Annotated in this window: 17 protein-coding genes, 1 pseudogene and 2 CRISPR repeat arrays; of the genes and pseudogenes, 5 read left to right on the top strand and 13 right to left on the bottom strand. The window is 36.1% G+C overall.

Annotated elements, in window-relative coordinates:
- The first annotated feature begins 65 nt into the window (after window positions 1-65).
- From AC806_RS02380 to AC806_RS11830, 3 genes and pseudogenes are all read left to right on the top strand, one after another.
- Entirely contained in the window at window positions 66-2,597 is a 2,532-nt protein-coding gene (locus AC806_RS02380) for a DEAD/DEAH box helicase (protein WP_014123885.1), read from the top strand.
- A 2-nt stretch (window positions 2,598-2,599) separates the two neighbouring features.
- Window positions 2,600-3,313, top strand: a complete 714-nt coding sequence (locus AC806_RS02375; protein ID WP_061840043.1) for an SWIM zinc finger family protein — start codon at window positions 2,600-2,602, stop codon at window positions 3,311-3,313.
- Window positions 3,314-3,575: 262 nt separating this feature from the next.
- A pseudogene (locus AC806_RS11830) lies at window positions 3,576-3,859 on the top strand (ISLre2-like element ISTeha1 family transposase); the annotation flags it as partial.
- Window positions 3,860-3,960: 101 nt separating this feature from the next.
- On the opposite strand, the gene AC806_RS02370 reads toward AC806_RS11830, so the two are convergent.
- Window positions 3,961-5,319, bottom strand: coding sequence for an IS4-like element ISTeha3 family transposase (locus AC806_RS02370; RefSeq protein WP_014123593.1), 1,359 nt, complete (start codon window positions 5,317-5,319; stop codon window positions 3,961-3,963).
- A gap of 321 nt (window positions 5,320-5,640) precedes the next feature.
- A CRISPR array of direct repeats spans window positions 5,641-6,944; the repeat unit is 32 nt; unit sequence ATTTCAATCCACGCTCTCATGAAGAGAGCGAC.
- A 147-nt stretch (window positions 6,945-7,091) separates the two neighbouring features.
- Entirely contained in the window at window positions 7,092-7,385 is a 294-nt protein-coding gene (cas2, locus tag AC806_RS02365; RefSeq protein ID WP_068710726.1) for a CRISPR-associated endonuclease Cas2, read from the bottom strand.
- A 473-nt stretch (window positions 7,386-7,858) separates the two neighbouring features.
- Here cas2 and AC806_RS02360 point away from each other — a divergent pair, with 473 nt between their 5' ends.
- The gene (locus AC806_RS02360) at window positions 7,859-9,109 is read left to right on the top strand and encodes an IS110 family RNA-guided transposase (protein ID WP_069028706.1); all 1,251 of its coding nucleotides are present in this window, start codon (window positions 7,859-7,861) and stop codon (window positions 9,107-9,109) included.
- A gap of 138 nt (window positions 9,110-9,247) precedes the next feature.
- On the opposite strand, the gene cas1c is transcribed toward AC806_RS02360, so the two are convergent.
- The 11 genes from cas1c to AC806_RS02310 all read right to left on the bottom strand — a co-directional run bounded on the left by cas1c (window position 9,248) and on the right by AC806_RS02310 (window position 25,731).
- Window positions 9,248-10,276 (bottom strand): type I-C CRISPR-associated endonuclease Cas1c, encoded by a 1,029-nt coding sequence (gene cas1c, locus AC806_RS02355; RefSeq protein ID WP_069028705.1) that lies wholly within the window; start codon window positions 10,274-10,276, stop codon window positions 9,248-9,250.
- A gap of 9 nt (window positions 10,277-10,285) precedes the next feature.
- Entirely contained in the window at window positions 10,286-10,951 is a 666-nt protein-coding gene (gene cas4 / locus AC806_RS02350) for a CRISPR-associated protein Cas4 (RefSeq protein ID WP_069028704.1), read from the bottom strand.
- 2 nt (window positions 10,952-10,953) lie between these two features.
- A complete protein-coding gene (gene cas7c, locus AC806_RS02345; protein WP_069028703.1) occupies window positions 10,954-11,799 on the bottom strand; it encodes a type I-C CRISPR-associated protein Cas7/Csd2 in 846 nt (281 codons plus the stop codon).
- Window positions 11,786-13,699 carry a type I-C CRISPR-associated protein Cas8c/Csd1 gene (gene cas8c, locus AC806_RS02340; protein ID WP_069028702.1) on the bottom strand — a complete coding sequence of 638 codons (1,914 nt, stop codon included), beginning with the start codon at window positions 13,697-13,699 and terminating at the stop codon, window positions 11,786-11,788. The genes cas7c and cas8c overlap by 14 nt, the downstream gene beginning before the upstream one ends.
- Window positions 13,700-13,703: 4 nt before the next feature.
- Window positions 13,704-14,426, bottom strand: coding sequence for a type I-C CRISPR-associated protein Cas5c (cas5c, locus tag AC806_RS02335; RefSeq protein ID WP_069028701.1), 723 nt, complete (start codon window positions 14,424-14,426; stop codon window positions 13,704-13,706).
- Window positions 14,427-14,756: 330 nt separating this feature from the next.
- Entirely contained in the window at window positions 14,757-17,201 is a 2,445-nt protein-coding gene (locus AC806_RS02330; RefSeq protein ID WP_069028700.1) for a CRISPR-associated helicase/endonuclease Cas3, read from the bottom strand.
- Between the two features lie 914 nt (window positions 17,202-18,115).
- Window positions 18,116-19,280: a CRISPR direct-repeat array (repeat unit 32 nt; unit sequence ATTTCAATCCACGCTCTCATGAAGAGAGCGAC).
- A gap of 737 nt (window positions 19,281-20,017) precedes the next feature.
- Window positions 20,018-20,620 (bottom strand): VanZ family protein, encoded by a 603-nt coding sequence (locus AC806_RS02325; protein WP_014123873.1) that lies wholly within the window; start codon window positions 20,618-20,620, stop codon window positions 20,018-20,020.
- 163 nt (window positions 20,621-20,783) lie between these two features.
- A complete protein-coding gene (locus AC806_RS12095) occupies window positions 20,784-21,515 on the bottom strand; it encodes an FAD-binding protein (protein WP_231960505.1) in 732 nt (243 codons plus the stop codon).
- Window positions 21,516-21,559: 44 nt separating this feature from the next.
- On the bottom strand, window positions 21,560-22,498 hold the full coding sequence (locus AC806_RS12090) for an FAD-dependent oxidoreductase (protein ID WP_227869120.1): 939 nt from the start codon (window positions 22,496-22,498) through the stop codon (window positions 21,560-21,562).
- A 308-nt stretch (window positions 22,499-22,806) separates the two neighbouring features.
- On the bottom strand, window positions 22,807-24,219 hold the full coding sequence (locus tag AC806_RS02315; protein WP_069028699.1) for an MFS transporter: 1,413 nt from the start codon (window positions 24,217-24,219) through the stop codon (window positions 22,807-22,809).
- Window positions 24,220-24,687: 468 nt separating this feature from the next.
- The gene (locus AC806_RS02310) at window positions 24,688-25,731 is read right to left on the bottom strand and encodes an aldose epimerase family protein (protein ID WP_069028698.1); all 1,044 of its coding nucleotides are present in this window, start codon (window positions 25,729-25,731) and stop codon (window positions 24,688-24,690) included.
- A gap of 351 nt (window positions 25,732-26,082) precedes the next feature.
- Between AC806_RS02310 and rbsK the strand changes: the two genes are divergently transcribed.
- Window positions 26,083-26,988, top strand: coding sequence for a ribokinase (gene rbsK / locus AC806_RS02305; RefSeq protein ID WP_061840050.1), 906 nt, complete (start codon window positions 26,083-26,085; stop codon window positions 26,986-26,988).
- Window positions 26,989-26,995: the final 7 nt, after the last annotated feature.

Here is a 26,995-nt window from a genome sequence, read left to right as displayed (position 1 = left end):
TATCCTTAGCAATAGAATGTGATAAAATGACTATATAATAATTAAAACAAAAAGAGGTATGAACTGTGGCACAAGCAATTTTTACAAAGACAGGTTTTTCTATTGAACAACCTACAACGCCATTTGAATATCGTTTAAAAAATGAACCCTTTCGCACACTTTACGAACAAGGCTTTGCAGAGAGAATAAGCAAAACTGATCCTTCCATCGACTACTTATTACAAGTGGCGCAAAGCTTTGTCCACCAATTAAAAAAAGACGGAGAAATCGAAATTACCCGTAAGTTCCGTTTCCCAGCGAAACATTTTTACCAAACCTTAGTAAATGAGGTCCCTTTTGTTATCGGTTATGAATTTGTCACCATTTCATGGCTTCAGGCCATTCACCAAGAATTGGCGAACATTTTTGCTGAGGAAATGAAAAATTTCCAAGGAAGTGTAGCAGATTATGTTCAGTCAAAAAATCAAAATTTAACAACCGCCGGAAGAGTCTATTTCCACTTGATTGAGCGTAAGCAAGGCCCCACTCCTTTCGCTTTTTTAGCTACTTATGCCACACTGCAAAATGGAAAAGTGAATCATAGACCGCTAAAAAACGCTCTTTCAGAATTTGAAAATTCAACTGAAATTTTCTCATTACTTTCTGCAGTGGGCCGAGTTGCTGATGAGTCCACTTTTATCTCCCAGTTAGTTGAATCCGGTGAGTTATTTTCTCCTTTAGGATTTAATGAACAAGAAGCATATCAATTTTTAAAAGAAACGCCTATTTATGAAGAAAGCGGAGTTATTTGTCGCATTCCTGACTTTTGGAAAAAAGAATATCAAGCTTCTGTCAAGGTAACTCTAGGAGATCAACAGCCAAGTTATCTCGGCATGGATTCTCTTCTCTCAAGTCAACCAGAACTGTATCTAGGCCAAGATCGCTATTCAAAAGCCGAGATCGAATCACTTTTACAACAAGACGAAGGACTCGCTTTTTTAAAAGGAAAATGGATTGAAATTAATCATGAAAAATTACAAGATTTGCTCGATACTTTTGAAGAACAAGAAAATACGCAATGGACGCTATTCGAAGCCTTACGAAACCAGCAAATAAATACAGATTCTGAAGAGAACCAACCTATCGAAATAAATAACGGACAATGGTTAAATCAGGTATTTACTCAAATGACAATGCCAAGGAAAATCGACCAGGCAGAACCCGCAACTACATTCCAAGCTGAACTACGACCTTATCAGCGTGTCGGCTATAATTGGTTGAAGTTTATGCAAAACCAATCTTTCGGAGCTTTGCTCGCTGATGATATGGGCTTAGGAAAAACTGTACAAATTTTAGCTTTATTAGATGCTTTAAAAAATCAAGGTACTCGTGCGCTTCTAATCATTCCAGCTTCTCTCATCGAAAATTGGAGAAAAGAAGCAGCTAGATTTGCGCCTAATTTAAACGTGCAAATCTTACACGGAAAACAAACTGATATGCAGGATGCCACAGCTGATCTGTTCATTACGACTTATGGCATGGTAAGTAAAATCGCGGCTCTTTATGAAAAGACTTTTGACTTACTCATTTTAGATGAAGCTCAAGCCATTAAAAACCCCGGAACAAAACAAACGAAAAACGTGAAAGCTTTGCACGCACGTGCTAAAATCGCCATGACAGGAACGCCTATTGAAAATCGATTATCGGACTTGTGGAGTGTCTTTGACTTTTTAAACCAGGGATTGTTAGGCACAAAAAAAGAATTTAGCTCTCAAATCAAAAAAGGCATGGATTACGGCGCTTTAAGAAAAATGATTTCACCATTTATTTTACGACGTTTGAAAACCGACCAACAGATCATTTCTGATTTACCAGCAAAAAATGAGCAAAAAGAATACATTGGACTTTCAAAAAAACAAGTAGCTCTATATAAAGGCGTACAGCGTGAGATTGAAAAATCCTTGGAAGACTCTGAAGGGATTCAACGAAAGGGAATGATTCTATCTGCTATTTCCAAGTTTAAACAAATTTGTAACCATCCTGACCAATATCTAGGCAACCAAGAGTTTCGACCGAACCTCAGTGGAAAATTTGAAAACTTACGTGCCCTATGCGAAACGATCCGGGATAAACATGAACAGGTACTAATTTTTACGCAGTTTAAAGAAATGTGTGAACCTTTAAATGAATTTCTAGCGGAAGTTTTTGGCAAATCAGGCCTTGTCTTACACGGAAGCGTGCCAGCAAAAAAAAGAGCGCAATATGTCCAAGAGTTTAACTCATCAGAATCCTACACCCCTTATATGGTATTATCAATCAAAGCAGGCGGTGTAGGTGTTAACTTAACCGCCGCCAACCATGTGATTCACTTTGATCGTTGGTGGAACCCGGCAGTTGAAAATCAAGCAACAGACCGAGCTTTTCGAATTGGCCAGGAAAAAAATGTTTTTGTTTATAAATTTGTCACAACAGGAACCATCGAAGAAAAGATTGATGAAATGTTATCCGAAAAAACACAACTCTCTAATGATCTTATTTCTGAAACAAGCGGTGAAAATTGGCTAACGGAAATGAGTAACCAAGAATTGAAACAATTATTCACTTTGGAGGCGAACTGATCATGTCTAGCTACGACTTTTATGAATATGAAAGTATCGCAGAAAAAAGGGACAGAGCAACAACAAAAAGAAGAAGCTATCAAAAAAAGCATCCAAATGCCGTTCCTATTACTATAAATGGTAATAAAATCGCTAAGTCCTTTTGGGGAAAAGCGTGGTGTAATCATTTAAAATATTATGCAGACCATGATAACCGCGTTTCTCGAGGTCGTTCTTATATCAAAAATGGCTTTGTTTTTGATTTAGCTATTAAGGAAGGACTGATCACTGGAACCGTGAGTGGTAGCGGCAATAATCTTTATCAAGTTATCATTACCATAGACCCTATTGCCGATCAACGCTTGGAAGAACAAATCAACGGCCATGTTGAAAGCTTAGAAGATTTAGCCTATGGAAAATTCCCTAAAGCATTAGAGAAAGTGTTTCTAACAAGTGAGAATGGCCTCTTTCCAAAGATGAATGAAATTCAATTTAGTTGTAGTTGCCCCGACAGTGCTTATATGTGCAAACACGTCTCGGCCATACTGTATGCGGTAGGCGCTAAATTAGACTCAGAGCCCTTGCTCTTATTTGAATTACGGGGGGTGGATACCTCTGCTTTAGTGAAAAGATCAGTAGAAGAAAAGATGTCCTCCCTCTTGGAAAACGCTTCTTCTGTAAAGTCTGATCGTATCATTGAGGATGATTCGATTATCGATCTTTTTGATTTAGAGTAAATATTATTTAAAACAAATATCATATTTTTGTACGAATAGCCTGACTTCAATCATTTCAAGTTAAAGTAAGGTTTAAAAGTTTAACAAAAATAAAAATATCTCAAGAAAGCATTGATATGTATAGTCATTGTTGCCCTCAACAATCAAATTTTTCATTTATGGAAAATTTTTCCAGAATGATTCCTAAACTTTACTGGAAAGAAACTGAACTTTGGTGTTGTTCAGTTTTGAAACATTTCCAACTTTCACCTTTCGGATGTCCAATCGGATGATACGAGCGATCGAACATTATGATTGGCAAAAGGTCCAGCTTGTTTTAGATACCTCGGAGAGCTTGACCGAAGAAAAGGAAACCGAGGCCTTAGTGCATTTACGTTTACTGCATCACTATCTTCAAAAAAATTAGCCTTATCTAAAACCGTTGAAAGCATGAGGAATCAGGGAGTCCAAAGCTTGTATAGGCACGATCGAAAGCACCTACCGAAAAATAACCTATAGCATGAAGCGCCAATCATTGACAGTATAAAAAAACAAGAATTTGAGGATTAGTTGAACCAACACGAAATGCTTCCGAATGACTTGATTACCTAGGAAAAGCTAAAAGTGTACCTTTAGGCCAATTCCAAAGGATTAGATCAATTAATAACTCAAGTTTCGCACACCAAATTCGGTAGATAACCCTTGATATAGTTGGGTAGCGTATCGATCCAGTGTTGTAGTTGACTTTCAATAAAGTCTTGTAGTGTACTTTCTGCTTTTTCGCTGACAGCCTGAATGATCTTGACCAACTCAAGCAATGCCACAGACCAATCAAGTTCTTTCATCTGATCTGCGAGTTCATAAAATAAGCCGCCCAGTGTCCGCTCGTCATTGGCACAGCGTTGTTGCCAGCTCAAGAGAATATAACGGGTAAATACAATGGTCGTGTGACAGAGCAGGGCTTGATAATTCCGTGTCTGTGTTTCTTGCGCTAAATGAAGCAGTGATTTTGATGCTTTAAAGAATGTTTCGATATCCCACCGTAAAGAATAGGTTTTGACGATCTCTTGAGAAGACAGCGTCAGATCATCCGTCATAATGGCTAACCAGGCACTTTGTTTACTGTGGTTTTTCACAAAAACGATCTTCACAGGATGCTGACCAGCACAGGGCTGGACGATAATGGACGAAAGAATAGCTTCAGCAGTTACTTCTTCCGTCGATTTTTGGTAGAGTTCGCTTAATTTATAAAAACGCCCTTGGTAGAGATATTTTGTTTTTCCGTTTTTCATCATCCCTATCGTATGAATGCCTAAATCGTGTAACCGATCGATCATTTTCGGACAAGTAAACCACTTGTCCATGAGCACATGCGTGGCATAAATGCCCTGATCAAGGGCACGTGCCACCATTTCAACCGCCACTTCAGGCATGGGACGCTGCGCTTCTTTGAATCGACGAGCGCCCACGGTTCGCTGGTCTTGTACAGAGATGGTGGGCTGGACTTTTTTATTGCCAGAAAGCAAACTAAAATCAATAGGCAGAAACGAATACCCATCGGAAAAGCCCAACGTGAGCATACGATATCCTTTGTAGCCTTTTTGCAAGGCATGATCCCATAGACGGGCTAAACCAGGGACTTTTTGACTCCGATTTCGATAAAAGGTAGAATCGTCTAAAATCAAGGTGCGTAGATGAGTTTGAGGATCCGTCAGACGATGGATCTTTTCGATCACCGAAGTACTGAAACGAAGAAGAAAGGTCCGCCAGTTATTGTGAGGATCGTTCATCAAACGATAGACCGTATCTTTTTTCATCCATTGGTCCGCCTCACGTCCAGAAAGGACTTGATGAAGCGATTTGCCTTTAAAGACTAAAGAAAAAAGAAAAGTAAAGATGACTGCGACGGAATAGCCTTTTTGCTTGTGGATGTGAGCTTGACGCAAAAAGGAAGGCACCTTTAATTCGGAAAAAGTCGCTTTTACTTCATTTGGTAATTGATTTTTGATGGCTTTTAAGTGTATCATAAGGGCAAGAACTCCTTTGTCTTTGATTTGTGGTAAATCAATTATAAAACAAAGCGAGTTCTTTTTGTATCTTTTGTTAAAAAAGTCAAGAAGGCGATTGAATTCAATGCAGGCCCAGATCTGGCAATGGATTATCCTATTTTTTTATGTGCGAAACTTGAGTAATAATAAGGGAAAATCGAAGAAAATTGAGGTTGAAAAACAACTTAGTGTTTCCCCCAAAAGACGATTTTTTATTCAACCTCAATAAACTTGACACATACCACGCTCCCATGAAGAGAGCGACTGGCAAATAATAAAGAAACCGCTACATTTATTGTAATTTCAATCCACGCTCTCATGAAGAGAGCGACTTCCAGTCCGACCATTCGGCTTCTGCCTCAGATTATTTCAATCCACGCTCTCATGAAGAGAGCGACTGTCAAGTATTTCCATCAAATGCTGGTTCAGATGTTATTTCAATCCACGCTCTCATGAAGAGAGCGACGATATATTGTACGCCGTCTTTAATATTAAACAATATTTCAATCCACGCTCTCATGAAGAGAGCGACTTGCCTTGCGTACCTCCCTCACTATCTGGTTTTTGAATTTCAATCCACGCTCTCATGAAGAGAGCGACTGTTTTTGGTCAATGCTTTTGTAAATTTTCTCATCGATTTCAATCCACGCTCTCATGAAGAGAGCGACTTTTGTTTCGTATCTAAACCGATGGCCCTCGTATTATTTCAATCCACGCTCTCATGAAGAGAGCGACCGCTAGTGGCACGTATCAAGTCGCGCTCGAAAGCATTTCAATCCACGCTCTCATGAAGAGAGCGACACGTCGTCCAAGAATCCTTGAAGCGTAGCAACAGATATTTCAATCCACGCTCTCATGAAGAGAGCGACAGCAGTTTATCAAATATCTATCTCTAAACTTTGTATTTCAATCCACGCTCTCATGAAGAGAGCGACACGTCGTCCAAGAATCCTTGAAGCGTAGCAACAGATATTTCAATCCACGCTCTCATGAAGAGAGCGACAGCAGTTTATCAAATATCTATCTCTAAACTTTGTATTTCAATCCACGCTCTCATGAAGAGAGCGACGGCTTCTCTACCATGTAAATAGTCGAGAGTTACACCATTTCAATCCACGCTCTCATGAAGAGAGCGACTTGTCATAGCGACATAACGACGTTGGCCACTATAAATTTCAATCCACGCTCTCATGAAGAGAGCGACCTTCTGTTTCTTGTGCTGTAAAGCCCATATTTTCATTTCAATCCACGCTCTCATGAAGAGAGCGACTTTAGGGATAAATTCTTTCCCACCGTCATCATTTAATTTCAATCCACGCTCTCATGAAGAGAGCGACTGCTCCCATTATGATAGCTTCTACTGTCACGTCCTATTTCAATCCACGCTCTCATGAAGAGAGCGACAATTACAGCCTTAGTTACTTTATATCAAAAATCTATTTCAATCCACGCTCTCATGAAGAGAGCGACCGATTTTAGGTGGCGTAATTCAAGGCTTTACAGTTATTTCAATCCACGCTCTCATGAAGAGAGCGACTCAGGCTATCGTCCAGGCGATCCAAATTATCACGGATTTCAATCCACGCTCTCATGAAGAGAGCGACCGCGGAAGTCATGCGGTTTTTCTCCATTTTAAATGAAGAAATTCGTTAATAAATAATAAAAATAGTACTCATTTCTCCAAAATAACAACAATTTCTCGCGAACCGACTTAGTAATTTATGTGTAACGTCGACTCGCACAAAATTAATTTACAACAATAAAACATCTTTATCTGGATCATAACTATCATTATTTCCGATTTGTTCTACTCTGTTCTGCCAGTTTTTTCCTAACAAATAAAAACGAATACTGTCAAGCTCCGGATTAATAATATTGGCTAATTTTCCTTTTAGTTCGACAAATTCTGCTGGAACAACTGAACATTCAAAAACAGAATTTTGCACCCGTTGTCCGTAATCAACACATAAGTTAGCTACATGTCTCAAACGCTTTCTACCTTGCTTCGTTTCTGTATTTACATCATAAGTAACCAAAACCATCATAAGCATACCTCCTCGTAAAATATATTTGTAAGCATCATTTCTGATGTCTTACGATTGATTCTTTGAAAAATAAATAAATAACATCAAAGCATAGTTGTTTTTCTTTCGTTTGGTCCAAAGAAGCGTGGGGATCTTAATGAGTGATACGCACTTCTTTATGGGAGCTTGTTTCGATATTGTGTGGTTTCTGAGATATAATTGTCTGTGGAAAGGATCCACATGGGATAGTGCTATTGCCTCCTGTAGCTTGTCTACGATCATAAGCATGTAACCCAGACCGTTGTTATACTACCAACACACTATTTGTTTTTGCCTTCGTTTAAGCTTATCTTTAACAGAAGATTCGAACGCAGCTCTTAAACTTTGGCTATCATATTCTTGTACGCGAGGTTGTGGTTATACAACGTGTATCTCGGGAAGCCCACAGTATCGAAGCATTTTCCTAAAAATTTTAGAAAGGAGGTCCTTCCCTCATGAAATGTTTTGTAGGAATCGATGTCAGCTCCGAAAAACTAGACAGTTGTTTTCTAGACGACGAAAAAAATATTCTATGCCAAACCAGCTATGTCAATGACACTTTAGGTGCGACGGCTTTAAAGAAACAAATCTTACAGCTACACCAAATCTATGATTTTGACAAAGTCGTGATTGGTATGGAAGCAACATCCATGTACAGCTATCATCCAGCCATGAATTTCCATCAAGATGAACAACTCCAGGAAATTCAGGCCATTACGACCATCGAAAATCCACATCGTATCAAACAATATGCCAAAATGTTTGATACGGACAAGACCGATACGATTGATGCCTTTATGATCGCTGATTATTTAAGAAACCAGCATTATACGACGTCTCCAGTAAAAGAAGAAAAATATATGGCCTTACAACGTTTGACGCGTGCACGTTATCAAACCGTATGCCAACTGGTTGAAGTCAAACAACACTTTATCGAAAATCTTTCGTATAAGTGTAATACCTTAAAAAAGGAATTACGTGACGCGCCCGGAAGCACAACGGTCTTTAGTGCCGCAATCATGGAGCTATTTACTCAAGATCTTTCGATGGATGATCTCGCACAGCTCCCTTTAGATGATTTAGCGGATTGGCTTCAAAAGAAAGGGCGCGGTCGTTTTAAAGACCCTCAAGATCTAGCGAAAACTATTCAAAAGGCCGTCCGTACGTCCTACCGGCTAGATAAAGCGGTCAACCAATCGGTCGATATCGTTTTAAGTGTTTTCGTTCGAGAAATCCGCGGCTTAGAAAAAGCGATTAAGGATTTGGATAAGGCCATTGAAGACCTTGTCCAAGCCATTCCAGAATATCAATGCTTAACCAGCATTCCCGGCGTGGGCAAAGTTTATGCGGCTGGGTTATTAGCTGAAATCGGTCAAATCGAACGTTTTAAAGACCAGGCCCATTTAGCGAAATATGCTGGGCTTTTCTGGAAAAAACACGAATCCGGTAAACATTCACGGGAGAATACGCCATTGACGAAAAAAGGAAATCGTTATTTTCGTTATTACTTAGTTGAAGCTGCCAACTCTGTGAGACACTATCTTCCGGAATATCAAATGTATTACCGTAAAAAATATCAAGAAACACCCAAACACCAACATAAAAGAGCCATCGTTTTAACTGCAAGAAAATTTGTGCGCTTGGTGGATACGCTGTTACGTAACCATCAACTCTATACGCCTCCTAGGAGCGTGATAGAAAAATAACATAAACGTTATTTGCGTACTTCTTAGGAAACGACCTGTGAAAACGCTTGATTTACGCAGGTCTAGTTCAGTGATCTCTTTTTTAGGTTTTAACCAAGAAAGATTTTCATTTTTTATCTTGACTATTTACCACTATGCTCATGCCATAAAAGGTGGGTAACTAGGTAAATCATCGCGAATTGCTTTTGCCATTAACTGTGCTTGTACATATGGTAACAGCATTAGTTTTACTTTTTCATTAATAAAAGGATGAATGACTTCAGTTTGCTTACGCGCTTGCCATTCTTTAATAAAAGCACTTCTTCCTTTATCATTCAAAAATACACTACCATTTTCTTTTACATCAAAATGTTTTCTTGCAATTTGTCGCTTATTAATTAAAGAAAAAACAAATCGATCCACAATATAACTACGAAACTCTTCGACTAGGTCTAGGGCCATGCTTGCTCTGCCTGGACGGTCTGTGTGAAAAAAACCGACGTAACTGTCTAATCCCACAGTTTCTAAAGCCGATTGACATTCGTTGGTTAACAAACTATAACCAAAAGAAAGCATAGCATTCACACAATCTAGCGGAGGACGTTTGCTTCGACCTTTAAATTGAAAATCGCCTTTATTTCCAAGTACAAAGTCATTAAAAACCCTAAAGTATGTATTAGCTGCATTGCCTTCAATGCCTCTTAGACTATCTTTGTCTTTTGCATTCTTTACTAATTCAATACTTTTTAACAGTTCTTTGTCAACATTACTAAATAAGGACCCATCTATCTTTTCATTATGATCACGTCTAAATCGCAACACATATTTCCTTGAATTAGAAAGTTTAGCGAGTAAACTTCTTTTTGCATACTCAATGGATCTTACATCGTCATCTGCAATCCTATATTGTTCCCGCCTTAATAATACATTCCCATTTGTCATACCAACAAAACGTCCACAAAATTTACCATTTGGTGTTAAAAAGGTTAAATGGATATTATTTTCATTACATAGTTGAACAAGAGATGGAGAAGTTCCCAGGTAGGAAAAGCAAATAATATTTTCTATAATTCGATAAGGAAAACGACTCACTATTTTACCCTCTTGCTTTATAACAATATTGTCGCGCTCACGTGATAAATAATAATCCTCTTGAGTAAGATATAATGTATTTAATAGTTTTCGCATATATTTCCCTCATCTCTCATTATGGATAGCATTTTCAATATAATTATCAATATTTTTTGGTTTTTTACTCATCCTGGGCATACAAATATCATACAATGAACACAGTCGACAGTTTTTAAAATATTCTGCATTAGGTACCTTTTTATGTTGGTAATAAAAATGCATTTTTGCACAAAAATCGCTAACTAGATCACGTAGTCTATCTGTAATTTCCACTCTTATTTTTTTATTTACGCTGTGATAAAATAAATAGCTACTTGATATATGACAAGCTAATGTTTCTTCAAGGCACATCACTTCTGCAACTAATTGAACAATGTCTCTTTCATCTTTTTTAGGTTTACCACGCTTATATTCAACAATATAAGGTTGCCATTTTCCTCGTTTTGACTGAAAAGAAATTCCTTTTTCATCTTTGTAAAACTCAACTACGTCTAAAATACCTGACAATCCTAAGCTACCTGAAGAGACGCGAATCGCACGTGAAATAAACATATCTTTCCTTTTTTCTTTAACTGTTGGATTATCTGCTTTCGTGTGTAATTGTTGACCTTCCACAGTATAAGTATTCTCTGCCCACTGTTGATCAATATGAATAAGTCCCCATTGTCGCTCACAAAAATAGTAATGCTGAATACCTGATAACATCAGGTATTCATCCTCAATATATTCCATAATTATAATCCTTCAATGATTTCCACTTGCAACCCTTTATCTTTATACTCAGCTAGCTTTTCTTGATTCAATTTAATTTGGTAATCTTCATAATTTGTATGTTCCATTGTCGAACGATCATATTCTAGTAGTTCATGAATTTTGGCACTTGAAACATTCCCTAGTTTATTGGAATGAATAAACCAGAAAAGTTCTTTAACTGCCATTGAGCCTTCTGGACGAGCCGAGGAAGCATCATTTGCAAATAATGTTAGTAAAGACTCTTTAATCACTTTTAAGTCATCCTCACTAAAGCCCGTTTTTTCAGAAAAGAACACATTCGCCGAACCAAAAACAACATATACCCCATATTCTACAAAATGTTTTGTTCCCATTGTGTCAGAAGAACGAGAAGAAGTTCCTTTAGGCTCCATACTATTAGCACTGCGAGTAATCTGCATACTTGTAATTTCAATCGGATCTAGTGATTTCGCCATAGAAACAGAGATCGGACCGCGAATACCAATAGATCGATTCTGATAGGTGATTACTTGACCGAAAGAGCGAACGTCTAACCAGTTTTCGTTGGATTTATTTTCCACTTCTTCATCTGACTCTTTACCAAATTCATTCTCAAACCTTTTCTGCAATGAATTAAATCCATCATCCGCATGATCTCTCGATTTTACAAAAATATCATTACCTTGGTCTTGCATACGATTTCGTATCTTACGTTTAATCGCTACGTCACTAATAAGTCCGTACCCATTAGAATCCGTTCTTGGCATGTTCCCAGCCAATGGATCTCCATTTGGATTCGCATTGTTTACCTCAATTGTTGCAATAAAATCTACCTTATTCGTTAACATTTTCTAATTCCTCACTTTCACTTTTTTCTGTTTTTGTAAATAAAAATTGAGTTTCAGCATAATAGCCAAAAATAAAATGATAATCAAGCGGCTTGTTCAAATCGGCCGAATCCAGGTGATAATCGTTCAGTAGATTTATAATTTCCTGTTTTTCCTGGTCTAATTTAAGAAACAATCCCCAACTATTACTTTTTAATGTTTTTTCATAATTTTTTGTCTTTTCAATTAACGTTTGCATTGTCTTAGCTGGATGGTTTGTATAAGAAGTCCAAAATTTTTGTGCATTTGTTACACGACGCTTATCCGAGTCGGCTCTACTTTGTCCATCAGAGCCCATCCGATTATAAGTTGCTGCTTCTGTCCGATCCAATACTGCCAATAAACGACCAAATAAATAAGACCGATCGGTGTTTTCTTTATCTAACACTGGTGTTTGCTCCTCTCCATTTTCGTGACTAAAAACTGCTAAGGTTACAAATTGTATTTGCGACCAAGTTCTTCCATAACTCATAGGTTTTCGAATATTCATATTTAAAGCTGTAGCGATATTAGCTGGAATCATTTGTCCATCTATCAAACTGATGACCAGTTTTTGAAATTGATCTTTTTTAAAATTATCATTATCTATTTCAAGACGCCCGTTACGTTCTACTCCATAGGCAACCTGCAAAAATTGCCATAAAGAAGGTGTTGTTGGGTAGACTTTCCCATCTTGTGCGTTATATCGCTCCCAGCGATACCTTTCTTCCCATTTTTTTAGATTCTTTAGTAATTGAGAAGCCCGCAAATCTCGGAAAAATTTTAAAGAAATTCGTCCATTACTTGCTTTATCGATAATCGCTGCATAATAATTCGCATCATTACTAAACAATTGTTCACCACGAATAAACGATTTTCCCACCTCTTTGTTTGCTAAGGAGGTTACCTCTGGCTTGGTCGGTTCATCCGTTGAAAAAGGGACAATACTCTCGATAGAGACATCAAGTTGGCTTTCATTAGCAATATCATCGCTAAACCAGTTCACCAGGTATTGTTGCCCACCTAACCAACGTCGACTGTTTTGGTTTTCAAGTAAATATTTCAACATAAGATGGATTTTTTCAGAAGTTCTACGACCAACTCGAATAATGTCATCTTTATTTTTAAAGCGTCCTTTATAGGTTTCCTTGTTATTACTGACAGAAATCAACTTTGCATTACCAAAAAAACCACGATGCTTCATCGTTAGTGGTTGTTCTTCACCACTGATATTACAGACACCTCTAGAACTGTCCTGCGCCTCGACATATTGTATATAATTTTCATGTAATTTTACGAAATCAGTAACCTTTACTGTTTTGTATCCAATAAAATCATTGACAGCAAAAGTCAAAAAGGTCTTTGACAAATCAGTTTTTTTGGTCTTCCCTTCTTTACTGTAACTAATTTTTAACTCTTTTCGTGAATAATTTCCTTTACCGTACAAACTATCTAAAATATTTTCCAAAAAGTTTGATTTCATCATAAATTTTTTAATAATTGATAAGTACTGCTTAATTTGATTGTCCTGAACAAAACTATACCACTTATTAAATTCTTTAATGTATAGCTTATTTTTTTCTTCATTTATAGAACTGAGATAAGAAAAGTTATCTATCAACGGGTGACTAGCTTTATTACTAGTTCTAACAACGGAATCTTCCGTTATCGGGAAAATAATTGTCTCACCTTTTGGTAAAAATTCAGACTGAAATAAGTCTCCTGTGTTCGTTAAAGTCACCTGAATAATATCATTGCCATCTGACTTCATATTGGTATGATACAAGGGCAAAAGAACAGTATTATTGCCTTCTTGTTTGTCTACTAGTCCTTGTTCTAAGCTGCTGTCATAAGCGCGTAACAGCGCTGTTAAAAAACTCATCTGTTCACCTCGTTTCCATTTGTTTATATTCTTCAAATTCTTTGTCTACAGATTTGATCTCTTGTTGAGTCTTAAAATTATACGTAGATAGTGTATTGACAATCTCACAATCTTCTTTGTTTTTAAATCGAATAACGCCGCCTTTCATGACAATATCTGCAAAATAACTTTTTAGTGGCTGTTTATCTTCTGCTGGATATTCAAATTCTTGAAACATGATTCCCATGGAAAGTACATCTTCCTTATAACAACTCTCAGCTTGTTCATATTCTTCTTGTGTAAGATATTCAGCCGTAGCTACGCATTCCCTTGTTCCCAGAAAAATATCGCGACGTCCGCCTTTTTTTATCGATCGTTCCATAATAGCCTCATGTTTCTTTTGGTTCCGATCATTGATTAAATCAGGACGAGCTTCGTTCCAGGTCATATAAAAACGAACCAAATATTCCACATTAGTCAAATAAGAAACATAATTTAGGTCCGCTTTTCCATTTCCAAGTAGTGCTCTTGTGCCAATAACCTCCGTCTGTATTGGTTTCATCATCTTTACTTCGGTAATAACATTTTTAAATGTCGGCTTAAAGTAAAGACTATCTACACACCCTTGTAATGCCTGTCTTGTCGGAACAGTATACGTTGCTTTTTCACCACCACCCTTTGTTGAAGGATTAGTAAAAAGCGCATATTTTCCCTTTAAACTCACGAAAAATTCCCGTGATTTAAACATTTTTCCACCTTCTTTTCAGCATAGAAATAAAATCATTTTGACCAATGAACTTCGAAAAGTCTAAAAATTAGACTTTTCGATAGCGTATAAATAATTTAAAAGTTAATTTCCAAATAAAACCAAAATCAACTCTTAATTTCATGAAAAAATCTTTTATATTTCTCACTTCCTTCTATATAATATTTAATGTATATTAGGATACATTAACCTAAAGAATTAATCAATAGCTCTTTTTTATAACAAAATAATTATGGTATAATACTCCTATCATAGTAAGCTATGCGGATTGAAATTATATTATATTTAATGATGTTTATACTATCGAGATTCCTATAGTATAAACTCATTCATATTGTCTATTATACCTACCTCATTATCATAAAAACTCTGTTGTAAAATTAGAATTTCTCCGTCCATATAGGGCATTACAGCTTGCTGTGTTTGATTCGAGCTACGAATATTTACCGTGTACGGCTGCAGTTTTTTTAATAATTGTTTAATGGTTTTCACAGCATCCATTTCATATTCTATTTCAAACTGATCAATTGCTTCAATCAATCTTTTAATCAGCTGGCTCCCTTCTTCATCATAGTAGACAATAACCCCCTTTGAATTGTCTTGGATCAAATCCATTTTTATTCCTGCTTCTTTAAAAGATTGTTTCAGTGCTGCATGTTGCACATTGTTCATTTCATTGGTAGATAACAAATCATATACGGTAGGTTCTTCTTGCCTTAAAGAATAGTCAAGATCTTTCTTATCACTATTTACAAAGTACCGCTCAAAGAATTCATCATTTAATTGCTCAATATCTACTGGAGAAGATAAGTCTTCAATAATTTGTTTTGTTACTTTTTTTTTATCTTTTATCGATTTCAAGTAAGATAAATTCTCTTGACTGTTATCAACATCAACCAGTTGTACAATACCTTTGTCCTTGCCTCCTTCGCGGTTACAACGACCACTGGCTTGAACAATTGAGTCAATTCCTGCATATGAACGAATCACCCGATCGAAATCTAAATCAACCCCTGCCTCTATCAATTGGGTACTGATACAAATAAGGGGTTCTTCTTTTATTTCTCTCTTAATTTTTTCAATAATATCTAAGCGATGCTTTGCGCACATGTTGGTTGACAAGTGATAACATTGCCGCAAGTCCCGATCTTTAATCAGATCATATAAGTCTTTAACCGCTGCTTTAGTATTTAAAATAATTAAAATGGAGTCATCTTCATGCTCAACAACTTCATCTACGACATCTTCAATACTTGCTATTTCATTATCTTCATTGAATTTGTAAACTTCCGTTCGTTCGAAAACCTGTCGCTGCTTGTCGTTTAAATTAACAATATCTGCTGGTTCACCGCTCAAGCCCCCATATTGTATACGATGATCAATCCCACTAGAATCATAAACTGGCTGTGTCGCTGTACAAAGGACAACGTTCACTTTCATAATCTGACTTAAAAAATTCATCGTTAAATTAAATAAAGTGGTTACTTCTAACGGTAGAGATTGGACCTCATCAAGAATAATTGTGCTATTAATTAAATTTGCAAAACGACGTATATTCCCAGATTTTACTTTAAAAAATGTTTGAAAAAGTTGCACCATTGTACTAAGAACGATCGGACTATCCCAGGTATCGATCAGATAGTCTTTATAGGTAGTCTCCCTTTCATCACCATCAACATTTTCTTTGATTTCCGTGTCGACTACATTTGAGTGATGTTCTAAGACACCTTCTTCTCCTTCAGGTCCGATAACATCTTTCACTTCTGCAGCGTTTTGCTCAAGAATAGACAAGTATGGCGCTATATAAATAAAACGATGCCGACCTTGATCATTCATCTGATGAAATCCATAACGCATGCTTAATTTTGTTTTCCCAGCACCCGTAGGTAGGTTTAAACGATACACTCCAGCTGAATCTTTCGAGCCTCTTCTTTTCGACTCTTTGGCAATCGAAGTACGAATTTTATTGATTTTTGTTGTTGGATTTTGATAACCTTCATATACCTGTTCAATAGAATCTAAATAATGAGCAGAAAGTTTATCATACTTTTGGGACGACATAGGTTCGACAATATTTGTGTAAGCATTAATCGTATCCAGAATATCAGCATTCTTAAGCAAGGAAAGGTATAAACGCACTATTAAAGAAGTATAGAAATCTTTTTCTGATTTATCTTGAGGTTTTAGCTTTTCCCAAAGTAAACAATAATTATCAAATGCGCCTAAAATAAGTTCTTCAAGTGTGATTTGATTTTCTCTTTGTAACTCAGCTTCCAATTCAGAAGCGAAATTCAATACTTGCGTGTCATAATGATAAGTTTCATCCAAGCCATGTAGTATTCTTTTATATAACTTACCTAAAATATCCGTTGATAGAGAATCAGCGCTTTCTTTTAACGGAATGTCAAACACCCCATGGTGTGCTGCAATGACATAACAAATGGTCTCAATAAATGACCCACGATATTCATTTTGCCTAGGATCTGTTATTTGTTTTTTTAAGACTTGTTGTATTTTTTCCTTCAAATACTTAGCACCAGCGGTTGAATGATCCACATGAGTTTGTCGCTGGTGAATAATTTTATCCTGAAATTTTTCATCCACTTTCCCCAAATCGTGATAAAAGCCACAAAGGAAGGCTACGTCTTGTTGTCCAATCTCTTTGGCAGCTTCTGCCGCTTTGTTAGCAACATTGAATAAATGTACGTCTAAAGATTGATCACTTCCTGTTTTTTTATCATAATGTGCAAGCAACACTTTTAGCCTTCTTTCTACTACATGATTTTATATTTAAACAACAAATAGATTTTCTTAATTCTTTCTGATCATTTTCATCTTAACTAAAGATAAATTGTAAACGCATTTATAAAATATTATATCAGTTTTTTTATCTTATTACCTTAAAATCCAAAGTTTTCTTTTATTTTTTCTCACAAAAACTTACTTTGTAACGTATTGTCTTTATTCAAATAAAAAATAATTATCTTAAGTAAAAGTCCCTAAAGATAAATATTAATTTCAATTTTATGTATATACATGGTATATACAGTTGTTAAGAAAAAATTATTTAAGGACGTGATTTGTCATGAATAACATTAAAAGCCAAAGACGTATTACTTCAGTGGGAAAATTCTAAAGCTACTCGTATTCCAAATTGTATTGTAAAAACAATTAGGCTTAGAAAATAAACAAACGTTAATCATCACAACACTTGATAGATCAATTATCTCCCATTATAAATTATCATTTAGTATTGTTGACGAATAAATAGGTTTTATTCATAAACTAGCTACAAAATTCATTTGAATAAAAGACAGGTGGTGAGTACCTTGCTGCCAGTTTTTATTTTATCCCATTCTTTTTATAAAGGAAGTGTTTATAGACAAGTGGTTTAAAATTACGTTTTTTTCTTTATGAAATTGAGTTTAAAACAAAAGTCTTAAGTAAAAAGCTGATCAAGAAATTCATATAATAGCTTCACACATCGGAGAGACTTTATGTCAAATGTTATAGATTTGTATTTCACATCAGAGTGTAATTAAATTTGTACCCAACATCAGATAAAGTTAAAAAGCATTCTATAAACTGGAATAGTAAGAATTGAGATTCGACCGTCGTTTTCACGAGGAGAGCGACTCTTTCCTTTCATTTGTAAGTTAGATGGTAAAGACATTTCAATCCACGCTCTCATGAAGAGAGCGACAGGAGAGGGAATCAATGACAGTATTCAATTTATTATTTCAATCCACGCTCTCATGAAGAGAGCGACACCAAAAACTACGAGGAAGCAACGAAAGGGGGTGAATTTCAATCCACGCTCTCATGAAGAGAGCGACAACCCCTCAATTCGATGTGATTCCAACATGACCATTATTTCAATCCACGCTCTCATGAAGAGAGCGACCAACAGCAGCAGAATTAGACATTTTCCAAAAAATAATTTCAATCCACGCTCTCATGAAGAGAGCGACCTCTGTGAGATTCTCTTCGATAAATTCTTCCATGTTATTTCAATCCACGCTCTCATGAAGAGAGCGACTCATATCTTGTGTATTTTTTGGTTCAAATAGTTTATTTCAATCCACGCTCTCATGAAGAGAGCGACAATAGCGGTAGTAGCCAATCTGCTAGCACGCAACAATTTCAATCCACGCTCTCATGAAGAGAGCGACTCGGAGCAAAAAGAATTCGTATTCAACCAGCAGATTTCAATCCACGCTCTCATGAAGAGAGCGACCGGGTTTGGGGCTAGCTCACATTAAAGTTAAAAATTTCAATCCACGCTCTCATGAAGAGAGCGACTCTAAGCCCCACCACTCATTTTGGAAGTATAAAGAATTTCAATCCACGCTCTCATGAAGAGAGCGACAGAAGTCTTTCCAGACACAGATCTTGACGCTATGATTTCAATCCACGCTCTCATGAAGAGAGCGACAGGGTGCCGTGGTTAAGTTTTACCCATTCGATGGATATTTCAATCCACGCTCTCATGAAGAGAGCGACGTTGAATTAAATAACAAAAAAGTATTTGGAAAAGTATTTCAATCCACGCTCTCATGAAGAGAGCGACGTAAGTAACATGATTAAATGGACACAAGTTCAAATATTTCAATCCACGCTCTCATGAAGAGAGCGACAAGGTAATAGTCTTCTCCGGTATCTCTAGCGTCTTATTTCAATCCACGCTCTCATGAAGAGAGCGACAAAAATACAGCCACTCACGACACTTATAAAAGTGATTTCAATCCACGCTCTCATGAAGAGAGCGACTTGTGTTTATACAGTACCAGACGATCGCTTTCAAATTTCAATCCACGCTCTCATGAAGAGAGCGACCGCGTAACACACGCGGTTTTAAAACATTTTAATAAAAAAATAACTAAACATTGTTGAAAAAATAAGGGCTCATTTTTATCAAACAATGCTATTTGGTGCGAGACAACTTAGTGATTTATGAGTGATCTCGACTCGCGTAAATGATAAATAGTCCATAGAGAAGCAACACCTATTATTTATTCTTTTCCTCTTATGTACATTTTGCCAGGTTCTCATCAATAAATAAAGTATAAATTATTACTGTTAATTCAACTTTTTAATTATATATATATTTATACTCCGCATTAAATATAGGGATTAAAATCGTTTATTAGCATTAACTAAAATAGAAAGTACCCAGCTTATCCTTTTAAAAAAATTCCAAATATAATGAACTGAGAACTTTTAATCCGTCCACTGTTTAAAAGTTATAGTTTCCTACTTAAATATCCATAAACCGTTAAAATTATATTTTATACTAGCTTCTTGCACGTACTTTATCAACTTTGTTTTTCGTGGAGAACAGACTGTATCAATAACAATCGTGTTAACAGAAATATCGGTGGTCTCACCTTTTGGTCTTTTAACAACCTTATCTATCACAACACACTTTTCGTCAGCTAAATCTAATGAGTTTGGATGTGAACCGATTTTTCTTTATAACATTCATGCCAAATAAACTAAAAAATCGAAGAAAGAAATTGTTTCCCATCTCCGATTTCTGCGAACTTTCTAGTTTTCCCTCACTTTTTTAACTATCAATTGACCCTTTCTGTTGCCGGCTTTTTATTCATATACCGTCTTATCATCAAACAAATGCTATAGCCGACTAAACAACCTAAAAAGTTCAGCAAAATATCACTAACTGAAAAGGTTCCGATATAAAAGACATATTGTATCGTTTCAATGCCTGTGATGGTTAATAATGAAATCAAAATAAATTCAACCCAGTTTACTCGCAGGCCGTACAACCCACCTAATGGAATGAAATAAGCTAAGTTTAAGAACGCTTCTATCAACGTTGCTCTATCCCAAACAAGAAAATCGAACAGATCAGCATTAAATGTATGATACTCTGGCGCTTTTGTAAATAAGACAACAAAAAGCAAAAACAGATAAACACTATAAAATAAATAAAGATAGACAAGCGAAAAATGTCGAAACTCCACTTGCAAGTATAAAAGCCATAAACTCAATATGACAAATACCATCAATGTTTCTTTTGTATAATCAAAACGGTTCATAACATTGGCGAATCGTTCATATTGTAATAATGTTGGATAAGCAAGATATTGAATCACGCCAAAACCTAAAATCGTTGAGACAATGAACGCAAGAATACTGCGAATACTTCGAGACATAGTCTTCCTCCTTTGACTTATTGCAAAACATACTATAGCAAAGTAGGAAAATATTACGAGATTTATGCTTAATATTTAAAAAGTTTTATATAAAAAAGCAAAGGACCTATTTTGAACCCATTGCTTTTTGTATAACCTTAAATAACACTTTAAAAACTTCCACTTACTTCAACTGTAGAAGTGCATTATTTGCGGCTACATATCCTGAAGAAATACTCCAAGTATTCATCATACTTGGCATAGAGTCATGGCCATTCGCACCACCAATGACTTCCCCTGCGCCCCAAATATTGGAAATTTCTTTTCCATCTTTAGTTCGCAGTTTTAAATCCGCTTCAGTGACAAATCCACCAAGTGTCGTGGCAAAACGATCTCTTTGTTCAACCACATAGAATTCGTTTCCTTCATAGCTATGCAAGAATTGCGGATCTCTACCAAAGTCTTCATCTTTTCCTTGAACTGCATAACTTTCATAATTATTTAAAGCTTCTTGTAGTTGCTCAGCATCAATCCTAGCTTTTTGTGTTACATCTTTTAGACTTCCATGAACAAATATAGGGGATTTTGGGCCGTCGTTAGCAAAATATTGCTGAATTTCTTCTTCCGTAAAATCATGTAAAGTTAATAAGTAATAAAACTCTTGCCAAGTTCGTTGATCCATAAGCAAAAAGGCCATTTTATCCGTTTGTTCTAGCACAGCATTTCTTAATTTGGCATAGACGTCGGATTCGTCGACAATTCGATGACCTTCTTTATTCACATAAATCGCACCCATATCCGTTGCTTTTTTCGATGCATAGGTTGTTAATTTAGCAATACCTGGCTCCACTTCCACACCGTGCGGATAAACTTTATACCAACCGATATTTCTCGTTTGCAATTCTAAAGGCGACAAAAATCCATAGGCATCGCCTGTTGAAGTTTGTGGACCATAATAGTCTAACCCTTGGCTTTCTTACCTCGCATATTTAAATTCGCGCCATATCCACCTGTACTTAATGTGATCGCATCTGCATGTACGGTTAACGTACGTTTTCTTCCTTCGGCAACGACACCAGTAACTTTACCGTTCTCATCTTGAAGAATATGTTCTACACGAGCATCTAAGAAGATCTGTCCTCCTTTTTTAGTAAAAGCTTCCGCCGCTTTCTTAACCAATTCATAACTACTAGAAGAAGATAACTCAATTTGACGATCTATCGAGTGTTCTGGAGTTTGTGTTTGCGCTTTGCCATAATTCAAATTGACAAAATCACTGATAAAATCAATAGCTTCACCAATATTTTCTGTCATCACTTGGGTTAAATTTTGGTCATTCGTGTGTAAACTTTCATTACTAACATCTGCGGCTAAATGTTGAGGAGTATCTTTTTTGGCCTGTTCACCAAAAATTCTTTTTGCTGTTTTTGATCCTGTAGCTGTGACATTCGAGCCGTTTAAAATTGTTGCGCCACCTAGATAGCCATTTTTTTCTAGCAAAGCAACTTTTTTTCCTGCCGTTAATAAACGAGCTGCAGCGACTAAACCTGCTTCACCGCCTCCAATGACCACAATATCTACTTGGATCTCTTCTTTTTGTCGCGTTTGCTCTTTTTCTTTTTCAGGCAATTGGACGCCTTCGTTTTTTACTGCCTGATCTGCGGATTCTAAGATAGCTTCACTCATGACAGTAGCGCCACTAATAGCGTCAATGGCAAAACTTTGATTTTCTAAAACATCGGACCTTAGTTTATCAGCCACTTGGTCAAAAATCCCGGGTATTTCTGAATGTTGTTTTATTTCTAGATCAGTCACTCGACCGTCATCAATACTAAGCTCGAAATCGATCGGGCCATTATGACCTTTTGCTTGTACATCAATTTTTCCTTTGTTATCCATCGTTTTCTCTCCTTTAGTAAGCCCTTCATATAAAACCATTAGAATTATTGTAGTCCACATAACGCAATTCCTTGCAAAAATTAATCAGCAAACCTTGTTACATTTTTAACAATCTTCATACTTAAATGTAAACTGCCTTTTATTTCCTGTCCAATAGGATTCATGCATGAACTCATAGAAAAAATTTATATATCAAAAAAACAGTCATTCAGTCGATAATTGGGAATGTTCAATAGATTACTTAAAAAACATTTATCTAAAATAAAAAAGCAGCTGACTGTCTGGATCAACCGCTAAAAACTTTGCTTTTAAGTAGATGACTTCATAGAAGTATATCTTCTTTTTAAACGTTGGCTGATAAATACTGTCAATAAGCCAATACCCGCTAAAATAGCCAAAAGTACGAAATCGATTTGGCTACCTTGTGCTGTTAATAAACCAGAAGCTGCATCTTGCTGTAACTGAACGGAAGAAATGATCGCAGACAAGACACTAGTACCAATTGAACCTGCATATTGTTGAAAAGTATTAAACAAAGAGTTAATATCTGCCTTTTCTTCTATAGTTACTTGTCTACTAGCATCAGATAATGTATTGCCAAAACCAAAATTAAATCCAACACGCAAAAAGACGTAAATTAAGACCATAGAACTTATACTTAAAATTGGGGTACCAAAATAAAAAAGCCAGCAACCTAAAAACATAGATACATTTGCTATCGTTAAAGGTAAAAATATGCCGCGCCGATCATACAAACGCCCTGCTAAAGGAGCAATTGCAGCGCCTAACAACGAACCTGGTAGTAAAATTAAACCAGCGATAAATGGTTCAGTATTTAAATAATCTTGTGCAAGAATCGGTAAGACAAAAGAAATACCTATATTAATAAACTGCAAAATAAAAAAGTTCAACCAACGTAAACCAATAATTGGTCGTAATAGCAGGGAAAAATTTAGTATCTTTTTTTCAGAAAAATGATAATGAACAAACAAAGCAATAATTCCTACAATAAAAATAGCTAAAAGACTAAAAAAAGATAAACTATAAAATCCATTATTACCAGCATTTGCAAATGCCACACTAAGGCTTACAAATACCCAGGATAAAAGAACAAGCCCTATCCAATCAAAGCGCTGTTTGGTCCCAACAGCTTCTAATTGAATGTTTCTTCCACCGAGCCATATACTCACTAAAATAATAGGGATTGCTATAAAAAAAATAGCACGCCATGATAAAAAGGAGGTAAAAAGACCACCATAGGTTGGACCTAGTGCAGGTGCAAAGGAGTTTACCATACTACCAATTCCCATATAAACACCCATCTTACTTTGAGGAACTAAGGATAAAATGATCTGAAACATCAAGGGCGTTGACAATCCTGTCGAAACTGCTTGAAGTAAGCGCCCGGTCATCAACATCGGAAATGAAACAGCGCTTGCGCATAATATTGTCCCTGTAATGAAAAATAATACGGCTATACGAAATAAGTGCTGTGCTTTAAACTTTTTAATCAGGTGACCCGATGCGCTCATAACGACCGTTACCATCAATAAGTAACCAGAAGTCGCCCATTGCATAGTTCCTAGTGACACATTAAATTCTTCCGTTAATGTTGGAAATGTTACATTTAATGAAGTCTCTACTAAAATTCCTAAAAAAGAAAGTAGAGCAACAGCCAATATTGCTAATTTTGTCTGCTTAGTAACAATTTCATTTTCCATAATGTCTTTCCTTCTTTCGTTCTTATGTATCTTTTTTATCTTTGAAAAACGTTATTGATTTTTGACGAATGCTTTATCAATCTCACTGCTCTTTATTACAATAAAAGAATAGATCGGATTGAGAATCGCCAAGCCCAAATCATTTCAATACATTGCTCAAAAAAAACGACGCGGAAAATGCACGCCGCTATATATCATATTTTTTAATAACATTTTCGCAGTTTCCTATAACTCTTTATCATAAGTGTACTACAGATAATAATAATAATAATAAAAACCGTTGTTGCCCCTCATTCCAAAATTGATATGCAAGAAAATTTGATAAGTATTAGTATCTTTAATGGTAACAATGCAGATATTGTTGAAAAGGGTCATTTATATATAGAAAAAACAGTAGCGCTGATGAAATAGAACATACCACATTATATCCAATATCTTGGCGGTAATCATGTTAAGTAAAATACACTCTTAATTAACAGTCATAAATCGATAAGTGGTTTTAAGGATTTTTTCTTCATCTTTTTTAAGAATGGGCGTTGCAAAGTTCGGTTCATTAACCGCATTGGAAAAAGCTTGTGTTTCAAAACATACGCCCCCTCGTGGTGGATAAAAAGCATTATTTTTCCCTGGCGTATCGTTTAAAAAGTTTCCAGAGTAAACTTGAACACCTGGGAGTTGGGTAGACACTTCCATTAAAATCCCCGACTGATCTCCTTCTAGTCTCGCTGTTATGTCAGCATTTTGATCAATTACAAAATTATGATCATATCCTTGAGCATAATTTAATTGAGAAAAATTTTTCTGAATGTCCTTTCCAATTCTTTTACTACTTCTAAAGTCCATAGGTGTATCTTCAACTGTTAAGATTTCTCCTGTTGGTATTGAACTTTCAGCCTTAATTGGCGTATATTTTGATGCATTAAGCTGAAGAACATGGTCTAATACATCACCATTTTGGTGTCCATTCAAATTAAAATAACTATGGTTTGTTGGATTAAAAATGGTGTCTTGGTCAGCATTTCCCCTATAAGTTATAGAAATTGCATCTTCTTGAAGCTGATATGTTACTTCCAAATTTAACTCACCGGAAAACCCCTGATCTCCATCTACACTATCTAGCGCAAAGGTAATTGAATGCTCCAATTCATTTACCGCCCTTACTTCCCAAATCCTTAGTTGATAGCCATCAGGTCCACTATGTAAATTATTATTGCCTTCGTTTTTATTCAATTTATACCTAACGCCATTTAATTCAAATGCAGCATTTTCTACCCGGTTCGCATTACGCCCAACCGTAGCACCAAAAAAGAATTCATTGTTTATTTCATAACCTTTCAGTGAAGGAAAGCCTAAAACAATGTCTCTTGCTTTACCATCCTTATCAGTCACCCAAAGATTGGTCAATGTTGCACCGAAATCACTAACTGTCATTTCCATACCCTGCTCATTTTTAAAAGTATACAAAAATACTGTCTTTCCATTCTCGGTATTGCCAAATATTGTTTTTTCCATTTAATCACTTCCTTATATATCCTTATTATAATGTGCTCACATTTAACTTGCCAGTTATCTTTTACGTTAGAATAATTTTATCATGTATTTCCATAAGGATCAGAAATAGGCATTTGTTTCATGCATATTGACTGGCATTTCGTAATTCACTTGAACGTAATCAGCCGTCAAACGATGTTTTGGCAAATAAATATCAATACTTTTTAGAATAAATAACGCCGTCTTTATTTCTCTCAAAAAACCTCAATAAATACATAAAACCGGTTTACTTTTTAAATAAAAAGGTTTAAGCTATTTTGTGGATTTATTCAAAGCAAAATTCACATAATTAATGAAAGTAGGAGATCTGAAATGAATAAAGCGACAATTGTAGGAAGCATTAATTTAGATACCAACTTACGAGTTCATCGAATGGTAAAACCAGGTGAAACAATTCATGGAAAAGAGCACTATACTGCAGCTGGTGGTAAAGGAGCTAATCAAGCTGTTGCCACTGCAAGAGCCGGAACAAATACAAGTTTTATTGGTGCCGTAGGTAATGATGGTCCTGGAGAACAGATGCTTGATTTATTAAAAGAAGAAAAAATTGATGTTTCTGGCATTGAGATCATCCAAAACGAACCAACTGGTCAAGCTTTCATCCCCATTGACGATAACGGAGAAAATTCTATTATGTTCTATGCTGGTGCAAACTATGCTTTTGGCACAGAAGAAGTTGCAAAAAATAGTTCACTAATTGAAACGAATGATTTTGTTATCGCCCAGTTGGAAACTCCGATTGAAGCTACGATAAAAGCTTTTGAAATTGCTCGCAGTAAAAATGTCAAAACTATTTTGAATCCAGCTCCTGGTGAAAGTGATCTACCGGAAAAACTATTAAAATTAACGGATATGATTATTCCCAACGAAACTGAAGCAGAAACAATCACTGGGATTGAAGTAAACGATGAAACTTCAGCTAAAAAAGCTGCGGCGAAATTGCACGAATTAGGCGTTGAAGCTGTAATTATCACTTTTGGAGCAAAAGGCGCCTTTTATGATTTTAATGGGTATAGCGAATTAGTTCCTGCTTTTAAAGTAAAGGCCGTAGACACAACAGCTGCTGGAGACACCTTTATTGGTTATATGATTGCGACCTTGGAAAAGGATTTTTCTAACCTAAGAGAAGCGATTTTACATGGCAATAAAGCCTCTTCTGCCACCGTCCAACGTTTTGGCGCACAACCATCGATCCCTTACAAAAATGAAATAATATAATATTGAA

The sequence above is a fragment of the Tetragenococcus halophilus genome (assembly GCF_001712815.1).
Classification (GTDB): Bacteria; Bacillota; Bacilli; order Lactobacillales; family Enterococcaceae; genus Tetragenococcus; species Tetragenococcus halophilus.
Note: the sequence above shows the minus strand (reverse complement) of the source record. Positions and strands in the feature narration are given on the sequence as shown.